Consider the following 17,329-nt stretch of genomic DNA (forward strand, 5'->3'; position numbering starts at 1 on the left):
CCCCGTTATTGTTTCGCTTCCTCTAAGAACTTTTTAATAACCGGTGATTTTTCAGCATATTTGTCCTTCACTTCTTTTGCGATCGAATCAAAAGCAGAGGTATCGGTAAGTTCTTTTACTTTAACTCCATGCTTTTTTAATTCCTCCAAGTTCTTATTCTCTCGTTGAATTGCTTCTTGAACACCCCAATCTGCTGCTGCTTTTAATGCTTTTTTCACAATTTCTTGATCTTCAGTCGTTAGCTTGTCATATGTTTTTTGACTCATCACAATAACAGATGGGAACGTTATATGGTTTGTCAACGTTAAATTTTCAGCATTTTCATAATATTTTTCCGTTACTAACGCATCTAAATCAATGTCAATTCCATCGATGACACCAGTTTGCAAAGAAGTATATACTTCAGAAAGCGGCATTGCGGTTGGACCAGCGCCGACTTTTTCCCAAAATTCCTGAATAGCCGGGCTGCCAATAATGCGAATTTTTTTCCCTTTCAAGTCTTGCGGAGAAGAGACATGCCCGTTTTTCATCAAAATGTGGCGGTTTCCGGCAAAAATAAAATCAAGTCCGACAAGCCCTTGTGAATTCAGATCCTCCAACATCTGCTTTGCAGCTTCCGATTCTCTCATTTTCACCGCTTCTTCTAAATTTTTAAACGTGAATGGCATAAACCAAGCGTTTAATGAATCTTGGCGCGTACTCATATAAGCGTTTGTCAGAAAACCAAAATCTAATGAGCCAGTTTCAAGCTGCTGTGCCATATCTTTTTCCAGTCCGAGCTGAGAAGCAGGGTAAATTTCCAGTTTCATTCTTCCGTCTGAAAGCTTTTCCAGCTCTTCCCCGAATTTCAAAGCAGTTTGATGCCAGACGTGAGATTCTTGTGTCACATGGCTTACTTTAAAAGTGTATACGTCACCGCCTTTTTCAGAGCTTTTCTCATCCCCGTTTGCGTTATTGCCGCTGCATGCTGAAAGAATGATGACTAAAATGGACAGCATGACAAGCAACCTCATAATTCTCATTTTCTTCATGTAAAAATCCCCCTTTTTTAAATCAACTTTGTTAATAAAAGTTTGCAGGTACCAAAAAATGAAACGCTTTCAATAATAAACATTAAAAAACATTTATTATTGAAATAGTGAATTCGTTTCATTTATATTATAATTTATCTGCTCTCTATGTCAAACCATTTTTAATATTTATTATTTTCTAATAATTAAAAATAAAAAAGCAGCTTTCCAGCTAGAAAGCTACTTCCCGCTTTTAAATCCAAAGGATTCAGATAATTCGCGAGCGCATTTTATGACGTATTGGCTCACTTCATCCGTCGGCTTATGCGGGATCAGCTTCGTGAAGCCTACCAATGTTATGGAGGCTACAAGATCATGATTAAAATCTAAAATCGGCACACTAAATGACGAAACGTGCTCCACTAAAGGCTCTGCTGCGTAAGCAAAGTACGTTTTTTCAATTTCAACTTGCTCCTTTTCAAATTCCTTCCGTTGTTCTTCCGTCAATTTGCTTAACTCTTTTAACTTCCATTCCTTAATCTCAATTTCAGGCGTTTTGTTGAAAACAGCGAAAATTTTCCCTGTGGCAGACATTAAAGGCAGCCGTGTTCCAATTTGCGCTCCGATATTTAGACCGTAGTTGGCATTCCAAATATTTGCGATAACCGGCCCTTCATGCGTCCAAACTGTAAGCAGCGATGTTTGGGCTGTGTAGCGGCTGATATCTCTTAAGTACGGCGTCACCCTGCCGATCACATCTTTGCTGCCAATTGCAGCCGAACAGTATTGAATAAATTTTCCTCCCAATGAATATGTTCCATGTCTTTTATCCCGATACAACAATCCAAGCTGCGTCAATGTGTTCAAATATTTATAGAGGTTGCTTTTTGTAATGCCGGACAACTCCTGAATTTCCGTAAATTTTAACGGATGATCATTGTTTGCAATAATCTCTAAAATTTGCACGCCAGTTTGCAACGATTGAATGATTTGTACGTTTTTTTGCTGCTGCATTTCTCTTCCCCTTTTAATCCATTTTTTAACCCAATATCCAAATTCTTTTATAAACATGAATGTAACAAGGAACTTTGAAAAAATCAAACACAATAAAATAACTGAAAAATTTTTATTTTATTAAAGTTGACAATTTTAAAATATTTATTTATTTTTATTATTAAATAACAATGTTATCTAATAGTGGATTTTATGACCCGAAAGTGAAAGGCTAACACTACCATTTTTCAAAACATTGAATGCGCTTCCAATTTTTCATTAGTCACGTTTTCTAGTAACACAGGTCAAGAGTAGGCGCCGTTAAAAATTTAAGCAAAATGTATTGCCTAAGGAATGCTTTTAGGCCATACAATTTTCCCGACTATTGCTGCATGGATGCAAAAGCTTCCGAAAGGGTTCCATTCGAACGCCCATAGACATATGCACACATCGATTTATCATGCTCCGTTATACGATCATTGACGGCACTCGATTTAACTGGGAAAAAGGAGATTTTTTCGTTGTCCCGAACTGGTCGTGGCATGAACACGTTGCAGAAGAAGAAAGCTATTTTATTCTCAACAAATGATTTGCCAATACTTGAAGAAACGTTTGAGCAGTCAAAACGGTTATCAAGAAGTAAAAGATAGTTTACACCAGCCTTATAAATTGAATTTTGTAAAAAGTGAACTTGAAGCAATTGTCGATTCATTTCATTTTTCATTCTAATAAGGGGGATCAATATATGAAAAGCAGTCAAACAGATTTAATCATTGTCGGCGGGGGGATAGGCGGTCTTTCGGCTGCTCTAGCGGCAGCGGAAGCCGGAAAAACTTCATTAGTTTTGGAAAGAGCTCCTCAGTTTGGTGAGGTCGGAGCAGGCATTCAATTGGCTCCAAATGCAACCGCTGTGCTGAAACGATTTGGAGTCATGGAGGAAATTTCAAAAGTTGCTGTATTTCCAAAACGTCTTGTGCTAAAAGATGTTTATACAGCAAAAGAGTTGTCAGCAATGGACCTTGGCGAAGCATTCAAAGCCCGATACAAACATCCGTATCTCGTTTTGCACCGTTCCGATCTCCACCGAATTTTGCTTGAAGCTTGCAAAAAAACAGGTATGGTCCGCTTCAAAAACAACCAAACAATTGAGACTGTCAAGCAAGAACATGACGTTGTTTCTGTTTACAGCCAAAGCGGAGAAATGTTCACGGCTGATGCCGTCATCGGAGCAGACGGACTTTGGTCAAAGCTTAGAAAATATTTTGTCGATGACGAACCCATTTGCTCTGAATATGTTGCTTACAGAGGAACCATACCGATTTCCGAAATTTCAAACGCAAACTTAGACGATGTCGTCATGTGGATCGGCCCTTATTTGCATTTAGTACAATATCCAGTAAGACGCGGAGAGCTTTATAATCAAGTGGTCGTGTTTAAATCTTACAATTATAAGGCAAATTCCGATGATTGGGGCACACCTGAAGAAATGGACAGACGATTTAAAGGATGCCATCCGGATGTGAAAAATGCCTTAACATTTATACAACGGCAAATTCGCTGGCCGATGTATGACAGGCTGCCAATTAACAATTGGACAAAAGGGAAGGTTACATTGCTTGGCGATGCAGCTCATCCTATGCTGCAATATTTAGCTCAAGGAGGCTGCCAGGCGCTTGAAGATGCTTCTTATCTTGCAGATATGCTCAAAAAACATCCGGATAACTATGAGCAAGCATTCGCCGATTTTCAGAAAGAGCGGCTGCCGCGCACAGCAAAAGTACAAACGAGCGCTCGGACATGGGGTGAAATTCTTCATACTGAAGATCCTGTTTCAACACTGCTCAGAAACACTATTTTTGAACAAAGAACTCCGCAAGACTATGAAGTGGCTGATTTCCTTTATAGCTATGACAAAACGACTAAACAAATCAATTAATATATGAATAGAGAAGCCTGACGAAAAAATTTGAACTTATAAAAAATATTTTAAATAGAAAGCGGTGAAAAACAATGGATAGCCTTCGTTTCACCGCTTTCTTCATACCATTTGCACGATTCTTTTATTTTTTTAAAAAAAGGTGTACAATTAGTTTGTTATTTAAAAAGTCTGAAAAAATGATTCTTTTTTAAAGAAGGGACAAATATGGAAGAAGCAAAATTATGGACGAAAAATTTTTTTAGTATTTCAATTTGTAATTTTTTTCTTTTTATAAACTATTATTATTTGCTGGTCACCTTGCCGATCTTTGTCATTCAAGATTTAAAAAGCAGCGAAGCTGAGGCTGGCTTAATAGCAATGGTTTATTTATTTGCTGCGATCGTGACTCGCCCGTTCGTCGACCAATTTATGGAGAAGCTTGGAAAACAAAAAATGTTGATTATTTCCTTGGTCATTTTCCTGATCGCCTCTATTTCTTATTTATTTGTCAGTTCAATTGTCTTATTATTGATCATTCGTTTTCTTCATGGAATCGGTTTCGGGATCGCGACAACCGCAACAGGGGCGATTGTGGCAGATATCGTGCCGGAATCGAAAAAAGGAGAAGGAATGGGATATTTTATTTTATCTTCCAATGTCGCCATGGTGATTGGACCATTTTTAGGGCTTACCTCGTTAGATCATTGGGGTTCTTTTGTCATGCTCGTCATTGCCCTTATTTGTTCCGTTGGGGCGCTTTTGACCGGGGGAATAGTTAACCTGCATGAAATGAAGCCAAAACTAAATAAAAGAGAACTTTTCAAAGTGAATTTCAGCTTTGAAAAACTTGTAGAGGTATCAGCATTCCGCATTGCGTTGATTGCTGCCTTTTTAGCTTTTGCTTATTCGACTGTATTATCGTTCGTCTCCGTTTTTGCGGAAAAAATGAATCTTGGCGCCGGTTCGAATTTATTCTTCGTCGTGTATGCAATCGTTTTGCTCATTTCCCGGCCGTTTACCGGAAGGTGGTTTGACCGATACGGCGCAAATGTCATTGTTATCCCATGCATCGTTTCATTTGCCTTCGGATTATTTATATTGAGCATGGCAAATACATCCTTCATCTATTTGTTAAGTGCAGTATTTATCGGTCTTGGATGGGGAACCTTGTTTCCAAGCTTCCAAACAATGGCTATACAAATTGTCCCTCCACAGAGAAGAGCGGCTTCTCTCAGCACCTTTTTATCGATCTTCGACATCGGCATCGGCCTCGGATCGTTTTTAACTGGAGCAGTTGTTGTCTTTACTGGATTTACATCTTTATATTTTTACACTTCGCTTTATGTGTTGGTAGGTTTAGTTTTATATTGCCTCTTTGTACAGCATCGTTTTGCCAGAAAGCCGAAAAGTTTGGAGCACGATCGAAAATCTTCTCTTCAACAATAGCCCCCTTTAAGCAATGGGGGCTTTATCATTGCTTTAATCCTATTTACTCCGAGGTTTTATCTAGTTGAATTAATCATCATCAGTGCTTTTAGGGGGTTATTGTTAGAAATATTGCAGCTAACCAGCCTCACTATTTTGCAGCAAAATTTTCTAATGACGCCTCCTGTTCGATATATTGTTTAACTAATTTATAGCAATCATCAATATGTTTATTTCCTAAATATTTCATCGTTGCAAAGCTGATCCCGGCCGAAACCCCTATTCCAATGAGAGGAATAAATTTGCTCGTCTGTTTTGCCGCCATCCGGGTTGCAGCTTTTTTCACCAAGCTCAGCACCAATTTTTTGCCAATTGTTCTTCCGATGAGTTCATTTCCAAATGAAGTTGCCAGTACGATAATGAGCTCTTTTGTTTTCGCATCCAATTGATCAACTTGCTCTTTTGATAAACCAAACTTTTGATTAATTTCATTTAGCAGATCTTTCACAAGTGCAGCATCCACCGTCACATCAATACCCGGAATTGGAACAGCTGCAGCAATAGCAGAAACAGATGAACGTCTATTCACTAATTTACGGCATTCTTCCCGAATTTGATCCAATTGTTCGATCGTTTTTGGCAGCATTAAAAAACCTCCGTTCCTAAATCATTTCTTCTGTCATCGCTTCAATGACTGCGGGCTATGTAAAAAGAAGGCGACAAATTTAATCACCAGCCAATTCAAAGGGAAACGGCAATAAGAACGTTGCAGCCGCAAATATTTTTGAAATCTTTACTTTCTCCCTTTAAAGCTCCTGCTAAAGCTTGCGATTAGAAATAGTTTTTGCTTTTTCTCCATTAAATACCCCAATCGTGAAAAAAATCTTTTCTCCGCCTCCTTATAGGAAGAGTATACCATGTTTATAGGCGTTCAGAAATAAAGTCATCGACAAAAAAACCGGAGAAACGAATGAAAGGATGAAGTTAAAAAACTAATAAGCGCTCACAAAAAATTCTTTGTGAACTCAAGATCGTTGAAAATTCCGATTGATCAACACGCTGAACAATGGAACAGCAGCAAGTATTGTTTATTCAATTTTACAATGGGAGCAAAAGGTGTGATTGCTTTATATTTTTTCATCGATTCATGCATTTCTATTAGAGGAAAAGTGTAATTTAACTTTAGTTATTAGCCAATGTGGATCTTAGTAGATTCTGTGATTAACCTTTTATAAATAACAAATAAACGGAAAGCTGACTTTATTAAAGATACAAGAAAATAAACTCTTTTTTGCAAAAAGAAAAAAGCAGGAGTTCATCCTGCTTTAGCTATTGAATCATCTTCTACATAGTAGGGAAAATTTTACAATCTTAACATTACAATTTTAGAGATATGTTAAAAAATACTATGAAAATTGATGAAACGTAATTTCAGGGCGGCTGCCAATTCGGATGTTCACTCCTGTTTGTCCTAGGCCTTCGCTAATATAAAACGGCCGCTTGTTATGGTAATGGAGTCCTTTAATAATGTTCATTCTTGGAAGCTTGCCTTTGAAAAAAAGATGGTACGGCTTTGGCAAATTGATTTGTCCGCCGTGGAAATGACCGGACAGCAAGTAATCAAACGGAATGTTTTCCATTTCAAGAATAACGCTTGGATCATGGGTCAGCACTAATCGCATTCCTTCTTCTACTCCGTGAAAAGCTTTTTGAACATAACTGCGGTTTGTCGTGTAATCATCAATGCCAATAATATTCAAGCATTCTTCTTCAAGCTGAATGGTCACGTGCTCATTTTGTAGTGTTTTTATCCCGTAATGCTGCAGCATTTTTTTCAAAGTTTCAAAGTCTTCTTCCTTTAAAACATAATCGTGATTGCCGAACACAGCATACGTGCCGTACGTTGGATTTGTTTTTCTCAATACTTCCAAGTATGCGGAAAGTTTTGGGATGCTTCTCTTCCGGTCGAGAAAATCACCTGTCAGTGCAATAAGATCAATTGGTTCTGCTGAAATCAGCTCAGCTAATTCCTTTGGGCTGATCGATAAGTTTTCTAGGTGTAAATCAGATAGATGGAGTATTTTTATATTCTTTGCAGAAGCTTTCCTATCGGGGCAGCGGACTGTGATTTTCTTAACAGCTACATCCTTTGTATTTTTATTTCCTTTTATTAAAAAGAATATGAAAAGTCCAAGAAAAAATAATATAACAAAAAATAGCATAACCAAACTCCTCTCTCCCCCAAGTATAACGAACCTTCTCAAACGATCCTAGTGGGAGTTAAAGGAATTTGAAAAAAACTCTTAGCTGCAAAAGAGCTCAAACTATTAACAAACCTGCCTTCCGCCTCTGCCGGAAAGACAGGTTTGCCTTTCTTAATTATTTTGCGCATGTCCATACGTTAAAAGCTAAAACAAGCATCCGTTTTCATGATAACTTTTTCATATCTGCGAAATTCATCCGCTGCTGCCTTGCTGCTCTTTTGCATCAGTCAATCGGTTCTTTGTGCTTCTTTATTTATAAATCGTGCACCTTTCAGCCAGCTAAGTTTTTCCGGTTGTGGCGCTGAACTCTGCAAATTGTTCAAGCTTTGACAAATCGCTAGATGTGCCCTGGATTTTTAAGAAACCATAATTTTACAAATGTCATTTGTAAACTCAACAGGATCTTGGACTGGCAGGCCTTCAATTAGCAAAGCCTGATTATATAAAATGTTTGTGAACAGCTTCAGCTTCTCTTGATCGTTTTCATACGCTGCTTTTAGCGTTTGAAAGACTTCGTGATCTGTATTAATTTCAAGCACTTTCTCCGCTTTAATGTTTTGGCTGTTCGGCATAGCATTTAACACTTTTTCCATTTCAATCGTGATTTCGCCGTCTGTTGATAAACAAACAGGATGTGTTTTTAACCGTTTTGATGCTCGCACATCCTTTACTTTATCACCCAAAATGCTTTTCATTTGTTCGAACAGCTCTTTATGTTCTTTTTCAGTTTCTTTTTTGTTTTCTTCTTCGCTAATTCCTAAGTCGCCGCTGGAGACTGATTTAAATTCTTTCTCTTTATATGTCATTAACATTTTGATCGCAAATTCATCGATATCCTCTGTCAAATACAAAATTTCATAGCCTTTATCTGCAACCAGCTCGGTTTGCGGCAGCTTTTCAATTCGTTCATACGAATCGCCCGTTGCATAATAAATATATTTTTGCTCCTCAGGCATTCTTGATACATATTCTTGTAAGGTGACAAGTTTTTTCTCCTTTGAAGAGTAGAACATAAGCAAGTCTTGCAATGTTTCTTTATTTGCGCCGAAATCGCTGTAAACGCCATACTTTAATTGTCTGCCAAATGCTTCATAAAACTTTTCATATTTTTCTCTTTCATTTTTTAATAGGTTTTCTAGTTCGCGTTTAATTTTGTTTTGAATGTTTTTCGCAATGATTTTCAATTGCTTGTCATGCTGGAGCATCTCTCTTGAAATATTTAACGATAGGTCCTCAGAATCAACCATTCCTTTAACGAAGCTGAAGTAGTCAGGCAGTAAATCCGGGCACTTGTTCATAATTAACACGCCGTTGGAATACAGTTCAAGCCCTTTTTCATAATCTGCTGTATAGTAATTAAATGGCGTTTTTTCCGGAATATATAAAATCGCCTGATAGCGAACCGTCCCATCTACGCTAATATGAATATGTTTTAACGGTTTATCAAAGCCATAATGCTTTTCGGCATAAAAGTTTTCATAATCTTCATCTGTCAGTTCACTTTTATTTTTCCGCCAAATCGGAACCATGCTGTTGATTGTTTGTTCTTCAACAACCTCTTCAAATTCGTTCTCGTTCTCATTTTTCGGTTTTTGTACTTTGACATCCATTTTGATCGGATAGCGGATGAAGTCGGAATATTTTTTAATGATTTGTTTTAACCGATATTCATCAAGAAATTCGTCATAGTTGTCATCTTCAGTATTCTCTTTGATTTTTAGTATGATCTCCGTTCCGACCTCTTCCTTCTTATATGGTTCGATTGTAAAACCATCAGCGCCTTTTGATTCCCATTTATATGCTTGATCGCTGCCCAGCGCTTTACTGATGACAGTGACAACATCCGCTACCATAAAGGCGGCATAAAAGCCAACGCCGAACTGTCCAATAATGTCATAGCCGTCTTTTAATTCGTTTTCTTTTTTAAAGGCGAGCGACCCGCTCTTAGCAATCGTACCAAGATTTTCTTCCAATTCCTCTTTTGTCATGCCTATGCCTGTATCAACGATTGTGAGCGTCCGCTTTTCTTTATTTGGAATAACTTTTATGTAGTATTGATCCTTTTGAAAGGTTAACGAATCATCAGTCAGTGCTTTGTAATAAATTTTATCGATCGCATCGCTTGCATTTGAAATTAACTCCCTCAAAAAAACTTCCTTTTTTGTATAAATGGAGTTGATCATCATTTCTAATAACCTTTTCGACTCGGCTTGAAACTCTTTTTTTTCCATGACCGCCTCTCCTTTCTAAAAAGCGTATGTGCAAAATTAAGATAAAAATTAGCACTCTAATCAATCGAGTGCTAATCATCATTTTTTTAATAACAAATATTTAATTTTATGTCAACTCCGAATGATTGACCGCTTTGACTTTTCTTGAGTTTTTCTTTACGAACGATAGGCAATAGTCGTTTTCGAATGAGAAGGGCTTTGCCTTTCCACATAATGGTTGCAAATTTCTTTACTCATTAGGATGTTTTTCGGCACAAAAGCATTCCCTCGCAATTTTCAAGCTTCACTTTTATTGCCAATCCTTCAAGATTTCCCCATTCCTCTTAAAAAATGAAGAAGCATAGTAATCGATCGGTTGATGTCAGGATCTTTTAAAGCCGATAGCAATTGGAAAAAAGAAGTTGTTTCTTCTTTATTGACGCTTGCCGCAGCTTCTTGTATTCCAGCATTCATTCTTGTCGTCATTACCTGCAGCTTTTCGAGATCGATTGTTCCCAGCAGCATCAACAGATTGACGATATTTTTTAAAACATCAATGTTCGGTTTTCTGCTGACTTCCTTAACCACGTTTTCTAGTACTTGATCTTTCCGCGCTAAAAGGGCATTGGCGATTTCCAGAACACCTGCATCGTGAAGCTTCCGTAAACATGCTATGCCTTCTAAAACTGCCTCTTTATTGTCTGCTAACGCTTGCTCGATTTCTAATAAATTTTGCTTTCTTTTTTCTTCTTGTGACACTTCGATTTTTTTGATGGTTGTAATTGGTTTAGCCATGTATTTTCACCTTGCTTCCGGGAAACGTGTAATCGCTGCGCTCCCATTTCTTCTCTACTTTGACCCCAATTTGCGGATTTCTTTTTCCGTTTCGATGGTTGTTTGGCCGAATTGGGGAGTCTCCTTTTTCCTTCAATACGACCATTTTTACGGCAATTTCTTTATATGCCGGTGTGTTTGTATCGCGGTCAGCATGATTGCCTGTTAAACGATTAATAGCCAATTCGCCCGTATCATTCAATGGGATAAAGATTTCATGCTTTTGCACGCGATCCGTTATGTGAACAGGGCCTTTTACAGAGCCGTATTTGGAAATAAGCTTGACAATGGCTCCTTCTTGAATACGGCGTTCTTCAGCCAATTCTTTCGAAATTTCTATAAAAGCGTTCGGGGTTTTCCGGCTGATTCCTTGTGATTTATACGTCATGTTCCCTTCATGGAAATGCTCTAGCAAGCGCCCGTTGTTCACGTGAAGATCATACTCTTCATCTACATCATATAAATAATCGACTTGAAGCGGATAAAGCTGTGCCTTTCCATCGGCAAACGGGAATCGATCTTCATAAAGAAGCGGCGAGTCGGTTCCATCTTTCTCAACAGGCCATTGCAAGCTTGAAAATCCTTCTAAACGGTCATAGGAAACACCGGCAAAAAGCGGTGCGAGCGACGCCGCTTCTTCCATAATTTCTCCAGGGTGCTGATAATCCCAATTGAAGCCCAGCGCTTTCGCCAGCATACAATAAATTTGCCAATCAGGCTTCGAATCTCCAAGAGGCGGCAATGCTTCATACAATCGCTGAATCCGGCGTTCTGTATTGGTAAAAGTTCCTTCTTTTTCTAAGCTTGGACTGGCCGGCAGCACAACATCTGCATATTGGGCCGTTTTTGTTAAAAATAAGTCCTGCACAACGAAAAATTCCAGCTTTTCAAAAGCGGCGCCGACTTGATTGATATTGGCATCGACAATCCCCATATCTTCGCCAGTCACATATAATGCCTTCAGAGCGCCTTCATGAATCGCTTTAACCATTTGATGATTGTCTTTTCCCGGATTTTTAGGCAATGTCACGCCCCAAGCTTTTTCATAACGGCTGCGGACTTTTTCATCCGCTACCTTTTCATATCCCGGGAAAAAGTTCGGCATGCTTCCAAAGTCGCTGCACCCTTGAACATTGTTATGGCCGCGCAGCGGATAGGCTCCAGTGCCCGGTTTGCCGTAATTGCCTGTCACTAATAACAAATTGGAAATGGCAGTACTCGTATCACTTCCGCGCTGCTGTTGAGTGACTCCCATCGCCCAGCAAATGACCATTGTTTTAGATTGATGAATCGTTTCAGCAACCTTGATCAGCGTGTCCTTGGAAATTCCCGTCACTTCTTCCGCATATTCCAACGTAAACGGCTCTAAGCTACTTTTATATTGTTCAAAGCCGTTCACTCGTTCTTTGATAAACTCTTCATCATGCCAATTTTGGTCAATGATGTATTTCGTTACAGCTGACAGCCAAACAAGATCCGTTCCCGGCTTTGGCCTGATAAACATATCGGCCCGCTCCGCCATTTCATGCTTTCTTAAGTCAAACACGAGCAGCTTTTGTCCATAAAGTTTTTGCGCTCGTTTGATTTTTGATGCCAAAACCGGATGCGATTCCCCTGTATTGGCGCCAATAATGATGACAAGATCAGAGGAAGCTATGTCAGAAAAAGATCCTGAATCACCGCCATAGCCGACAGTACGAAATAGTCCAACCGTTGCTGGAGATTGACAATATCTTGAGCAATTATCAACATTATTCGTTCCTATCACTTGACGGGCAAATTTTTGCAGTAAATACGATTCTTCATTCGTTGCTTTGGAAGAAGCTATAAATCCTAAAGCATCAGGGCCATGTGCATCTTTTATTTCTTTAAACCGTTTTGCAACATATCGAATCGCCTCATCCCATTCAACTTCTTTAAAATGGTCGCCTTCCCGGATCAACGGTTTTGTCAGCCGTTCTTCACTATTGACATAATCCCAGCCGAACTTCCCTTTTACACAAGTGGAAATTCCGTTTGCCGGCGATTCCGGTGTTGGTTCAACTTTTAAAACTTTTCTGTCTTTTGTCCATATATAAAATGAACAGCCAACTCCGCAGTATGTGCAAACTGTTTTCGTTTTCTTGATCCTTTCCTTGCGCAGCTCAGCTTCTGTATCTGAGATGGCCATTAGCGAACCGTATCCTGTTTCCACTTCCTTCGTCAAATTAATCATCGATCGTAATGTACCAGGTTCTACATTTGTTAAAAAGCCGGCTTCCCCTAACATTGATTTTTCCATTAAGGCATTGCACGGACATACAGTTACACATTGGCCGCAATTTACGCAGCTGGACTGATCAATCGGCACATCGTTGTCCCAGATCACACGAGGCTGCTCTCTGCTCCAATCAATCGTCAATGTTTCATTTACTTGAACATCTTGGCACACCTCTACACAGCGTCCGCATAATATGCATTGATTTGGGTCATATCGATAAAATGATCCTGAATAATCCACTTCATACGGTTTTGGTTGGAACGGAATGCTTTGATGTTCAATGCCTAAAGCTTTAACCGTATTATGAATTGTACAATCTCCATTGTTTTTATCGCAAACTGTGCAATATAATTCATGATTTTTTAAAATTTGATCCATCGCTAATTTTTGAGATTCTTTTACTTTAGAAGTCTCTGTTTCAACAACGAGTCCTTCTTGGACTTTGTAGCTGCAGGCTCGTACAAGCTCCCCGTTCACTTCCACCATACAAGTATCACATGTTTGAATTGCGCCCAAGCTTTCATGATAACAAACGTGCGGTACATCCATTTCATGTTCGAGCAAAGCCTGCAGAAGATATTGATTTTCCCTTCCGGTTATTTCTCCCCCGTTGACCGTAATCGTTACATTTCCCACGATACGTTCCCCCTGTTATTTTGTTATTCTGTTGCTATGTGTATAAATGTTCATTTTATTTTCCCGTATAAACCCAACAGTCGTAATGTTTAAATCTTCTGCCAATTGAAGTGCCAAATTTGTTGGAGCCGATTTTGATAGAAGTATACCGCATCCAATTTTCGAAACCTTCAGCACTACCTCTGAGGAAATCCGCCCGCTGAAAGCGATTATTTTATCATTTAAAGAAATGCTTTCGTTTAGACAGAAGCCATATAATTTATCTAAAGCATTATGTCGTCCAATGTCAGAAAATGTCTTAATCAATCCCTCTTTTGAACATAATGCCGCATGATGAATGCCTCCAGTACGCTTAAAAGCCGATGAAGCTTCATTTAACATTTCCATTAACTGAAAGCATTGTGCGGCAGAAATCGTCATGCTGCTCAAAATTGTTTTCGCTGTTTTCACATCATTATAAAAATAAAACTGTCGGCTTTTTCCGCAGCAGGAGCCGATAAAGCGTTTGGAAACAAACTCTTTCTTATCCCCTATCGGCTGATGCAAATGAACATAGGCAAACCCCTTATCCTCATCAATTTGAAGCGCTTTCACATCTGCTTTTATGCGGATTATCCCTTCTGAAGCTAAAAAGCCCAATACAAGCTCCTCTACATGGGACGGCGAGCATACTAATGTGGCGAATTCCTCATTGTCCACAAAAATTGTTAACGGATACTCTATCGCAATTTCATCTATCACCACTTTCTTGTTTTGATGATCAATTTTGATTATTTCTCTTTTACAAATAATTTCTTTTTCCATAATGGGAACCTTCCTTTTTAATCACACCTCTAAAATAAAATATTCGACAGAAGCAGAAAAAATCCTTTTCTTCTTTTTTTCTCTATTTGTCCATACAAGGAAACTGTTTCACTGGAAAACCTAAGCGAGGTCAGGCTGGGAAAAATGAGGGGAGAAATATATATCTTTCAAGCGACATCGACTGATTTTGGCAGACTGCTTGTTCGAAAAAATCATCCATTGATCATTGTCTTTTATCGTGCCAAACAGCTGGGGAAAAGCAACTGAAAAACTGTAACCCCTCTGCTTTTTCATCTATCCATCTAATAAGCTATTCGGTCATTCCTTAACCAAAATCTACCGTTTGAAATTATTAGAAAATTTTTCACATTCTCTGCTGCCATTTTTCAATGCACGGAATATTTAACTGCTTGCACTTGTGTACGATCGGAGCGCATACCGCCAGAACCGGCGCGATATCCATAAGAACAGCCCGGCAAGTACAACGGATAGGATTGTTGTCATCCCGTTCCATTTTCCAAGCAAAGACAACGCCGGCGTGCTTGTAATAAAGGCAGCTGGCAAAATGTATGTGAGCACGATGCGAAGCCAGCCTCTATACATTCCGATTGGAAACCGTGTTGTTTCAAAAAATGAATTAAAAACAAACGATAGATCATCGATACGAATAACCCAAAAGGAGGTGGTCATCAGCATCATCCACAGCGCGTAAATCAGGACAAGCGAAGATCCGATACTAATAAAAAACATCACTGCATCCATTATTGTCGGCATATAATGTTTTTGTATTAACGCATAGATTATCAAGCCGATGCCAAGAAGCACATCAATTAAGCGCCAAAACACTAAATGGCGGAAGCTGACATAAAACATGCTGTCGACCGGCTTTGTCAATACATAATCAAACGTTCCCATGCGAATATGCTGCAGCAGACGGGACATGTTGGGCCGCAGGGCAAAATCAATCAATCCTTGCAGCGTATTGAATATACCAATAAGTAGCAGAACATCCTCATATTTCCAACCGCCGAGGTTATCTGTTTGATAAAAAAATACTTGAATTGTCAAAATAGCCATCCCAATGCCAAACAAACTCGACAGGAAATTCCCTAAAAATTCGCTGCGATATTCGAGCTCCTCCACTAAACAAGTCCGAAAAAATTCACAAAAAATGCGCCAATGTCTTTTCACATTATCCCCCCACAGCTTGGTTTTTCCTTAGACCAGCCTTCCAAAGCAACAATACTGCAAGCATAAAAAACATGCACCAAACTGCAGCCCATCCAAATCCGTACACAATATCCATCCCTTGGACGCTTCCCGTCAAAATTTCGATTGGAAACCCGACCATATATCGAAAAGGCAAATAAAAGCTGATCGTTTTCAAAAACGGAGGCAGGAGCGACATCGGGGCAATGCGGCCCGACAAAAAGAGAGACACCGCTTCAAACATGCCGTACAAAGCCGTCACTTTTGTCACCCAAAAACCTAACAGACCAAATGTGTAGCTGAATAAAAAACGAATGACCGCTGCCAATAAAAGCGCACAAAAGAATAACAGCCACTGCGCCGCACTTATTTGATCCAGCCGCAGCGCCGGAATAAAGACCGCCAAGAGGCCCCATGCCGGAATTAAAATGAGTAAAAATAACGCTTTATACACGATATTTTCAGCAACGGCCCAATGTATCGGGTGAAACGGACGGACAATTTGATAAGAAAAGGTTCCCTCCCTTATTTCCCGCTCCAATTCCCAAACGTCCCAAGCGCTTGTCATGCGTTCAACAAAAATCAATGCCGCAAAGTAAAAAATAAACGCATTCTCCTGATCAGGATCAATATTCATCCAGACCATCATCGTGATCAGCGGCTGAACCATGGCTCCTGTCATCCACACGATCGTCGCCAGCCGGTAGGCAAACATCTCCACATATTTCATGCGAAGGAGAACAGAGTATTTACGAAACATGTGCATCCTCCTGAAACGCGAGCGTTATCACTTCTTCCATCGGCGGGTCTTCTATATTTAAATCGCGAACATCAAACTGCTGCAAAAATCGGGAGGATACCTCGTGAATGCGTTCCCTCGGCACACGAAGCGTTACTTTACCCTCTTTTGCATCGACTAATTCGCCGTATGCATCCCATGAAATATCGGGAATGGACGAAAGCTGAACCTCTAGCAATTTATACGGCGTCAATTTTTCCGTCAACATGTCCAATTCACCATCATACAACAGCTTCCCATGATTAATAATGAGCACCCGATCGCACAGCGCTGTCACATCGCCCATGTAATGCGATGTCAACAATACTGTCGTTCGGTGCTCGCGGTTATATTGTCCTATAAAGCGGCGGACTTTTTCCTGCGTATGGACATCCAAGCCGATCGTCGGTTCATCCAAAAATAAAACCTTCGGCCGATGCAAAAGCGCGGCTGCTAATTCGCATTTCATCCGCTGTCCGAGAGACAAACTCCGCGTTGGTTTCGTCAAGAGCTCTTCTAACTCCAGCAGCTCGACAAGCTCATCCAACGTTTGCCGAAACCCACGGTCTTCTATTTCGTATATCGCTTTATTGACGAGAAACGTTTCCATCGGCGGAATATCCCATATGAGCTGGCTTTTCTGTCCCATGACTAAACTCATGATCTTCTTAAATTCCGCTTTTTGTTCAAACGGTACATATCCGGCAACTTGAATGCTCCCGGAGCTTGGATAAAGCAAACCGGCCAGCATTTTAATTGTCGTTGTTTTCCCCGCTCCGTTCGGCCCTAAAAATGCGACAATTTCTCCCGAAGGAATGGTAAATGAAATGTCTCGCACCGCTTCCACAGTACGAATTTCCCTCTTAAACAAACTGCGTACAGCACCCGTCCACCCTGCTTGCCGAACGTGAACTCGAAATTGCTTGTACAAATGCTCTACATGAATTGACATAGTGCCTCCCTCTGTTTCTTCGAACACCATGGGATT

Annotated in this window: 13 protein-coding genes and 1 pseudogene; 3 read left to right on the forward strand and 11 right to left on the reverse strand. The window is 39.7% G+C overall.

Translation table 11 applies throughout. The features are described from left to right. Window positions 1-5: 5 nt before the first annotated feature. Both NSQ94_RS12820 and NSQ94_RS12825 read right to left on the reverse strand, forming a co-directional pair. Window positions 6-1,031, reverse strand: coding sequence for a TRAP transporter substrate-binding protein (locus NSQ94_RS12820; RefSeq protein WP_063386384.1), 1,026 nt, complete (start codon window positions 1,029-1,031; stop codon window positions 6-8). A gap of 219 nt (window positions 1,032-1,250) precedes the next feature. Continuing rightward, window positions 1,251-2,024, reverse strand: coding sequence for an IclR family transcriptional regulator (locus tag NSQ94_RS12825; RefSeq protein WP_063386385.1), 774 nt, complete (start codon window positions 2,022-2,024; stop codon window positions 1,251-1,253). A gap of 357 nt (window positions 2,025-2,381) precedes the next feature. Between NSQ94_RS12825 and NSQ94_RS12830 the strand changes: the two are divergent. From NSQ94_RS12830 to NSQ94_RS12840, 3 genes and pseudogenes are all read left to right on the forward strand, one after another. Next, window positions 2,382-2,653: pseudogene (locus tag NSQ94_RS12830) on the forward strand (cupin); the annotation flags it as partial. A gap of 95 nt (window positions 2,654-2,748) precedes the next feature. Further along, window positions 2,749-3,939: an FAD-dependent monooxygenase gene (locus tag NSQ94_RS12835; RefSeq protein ID WP_339229278.1), complete on the forward strand. Its 1,191-nt coding sequence runs from the start codon at window positions 2,749-2,751 to the stop codon at window positions 3,937-3,939. Between the two features lie 207 nt (window positions 3,940-4,146). Further along, the gene (locus NSQ94_RS12840) at window positions 4,147-5,367 is read left to right on the forward strand and encodes an MFS transporter (protein ID WP_311067095.1); all 1,221 of its coding nucleotides are present in this window, start codon (window positions 4,147-4,149) and stop codon (window positions 5,365-5,367) included. Window positions 5,368-5,497: 130 nt separating this feature from the next. On the opposite strand, the gene NSQ94_RS12845 is transcribed toward NSQ94_RS12840, so the two are convergent. The 9 genes from NSQ94_RS12845 to NSQ94_RS12885 all read right to left on the reverse strand — a co-directional run bounded on the left by NSQ94_RS12845 (window position 5,498) and on the right by NSQ94_RS12885 (window position 17,293). Continuing rightward, complete coding sequence (locus NSQ94_RS12845) at window positions 5,498-5,992, reverse strand: hypothetical protein (RefSeq protein WP_339229280.1); 495 nt, start codon at window positions 5,990-5,992, stop codon at window positions 5,498-5,500. Between the two features lie 760 nt (window positions 5,993-6,752). Next, the gene (locus tag NSQ94_RS12850) at window positions 6,753-7,568 is read right to left on the reverse strand and encodes a metallophosphoesterase (RefSeq protein WP_144597499.1); all 816 of its coding nucleotides are present in this window, start codon (window positions 7,566-7,568) and stop codon (window positions 6,753-6,755) included. A gap of 398 nt (window positions 7,569-7,966) precedes the next feature. Beyond that, a complete protein-coding gene (gene htpG / locus NSQ94_RS12855) occupies window positions 7,967-9,841 on the reverse strand; it encodes a molecular chaperone HtpG (RefSeq protein WP_339212383.1) in 1,875 nt (624 codons plus the stop codon). Window positions 9,842-10,144: 303 nt separating this feature from the next. Further along, window positions 10,145-10,615, reverse strand: a complete 471-nt coding sequence (locus NSQ94_RS12860; protein ID WP_063386390.1) for a DUF1641 domain-containing protein — start codon at window positions 10,613-10,615, stop codon at window positions 10,145-10,147. After that, window positions 10,608-13,553 carry a formate dehydrogenase subunit alpha gene (gene fdhF / locus NSQ94_RS12865; protein WP_339230742.1) on the reverse strand — a complete coding sequence of 982 codons (2,946 nt, stop codon included), beginning with the start codon at window positions 13,551-13,553 and terminating at the stop codon, window positions 10,608-10,610. Before fdhF ends, NSQ94_RS12860 begins: the two co-directional genes overlap by 8 nt. Before the next feature lie 12 nt (window positions 13,554-13,565). Then, window positions 13,566-14,354, reverse strand: coding sequence for a formate dehydrogenase accessory sulfurtransferase FdhD (gene fdhD / locus NSQ94_RS12870; RefSeq protein ID WP_311067091.1), 789 nt, complete (start codon window positions 14,352-14,354; stop codon window positions 13,566-13,568). Window positions 14,355-14,756: 402 nt separating this feature from the next. Further along, on the reverse strand, window positions 14,757-15,545 hold the full coding sequence (locus NSQ94_RS12875; RefSeq protein ID WP_339229283.1) for an ABC-2 family transporter protein: 789 nt from the start codon (window positions 15,543-15,545) through the stop codon (window positions 14,757-14,759). 1 nt (window position 15,546) lies between these two features. Continuing rightward, the gene (locus tag NSQ94_RS12880) at window positions 15,547-16,323 is read right to left on the reverse strand and encodes an ABC-2 family transporter protein (RefSeq protein WP_339229285.1); all 777 of its coding nucleotides are present in this window, start codon (window positions 16,321-16,323) and stop codon (window positions 15,547-15,549) included. Beyond that, window positions 16,313-17,293, reverse strand: a complete 981-nt coding sequence (locus tag NSQ94_RS12885) for an ATP-binding cassette domain-containing protein (RefSeq protein WP_339229287.1) — start codon at window positions 17,291-17,293, stop codon at window positions 16,313-16,315. Before NSQ94_RS12885 ends, NSQ94_RS12880 begins: the two co-directional genes overlap by 11 nt. Window positions 17,294-17,329: the final 36 nt, after the last annotated feature.

The organism is Aeribacillus sp. FSL K6-2833, assembly GCF_037965815.1.
Lineage (GTDB): Bacteria > Bacillota > Bacilli > Bacillales > Aeribacillaceae > Aeribacillus > Aeribacillus composti.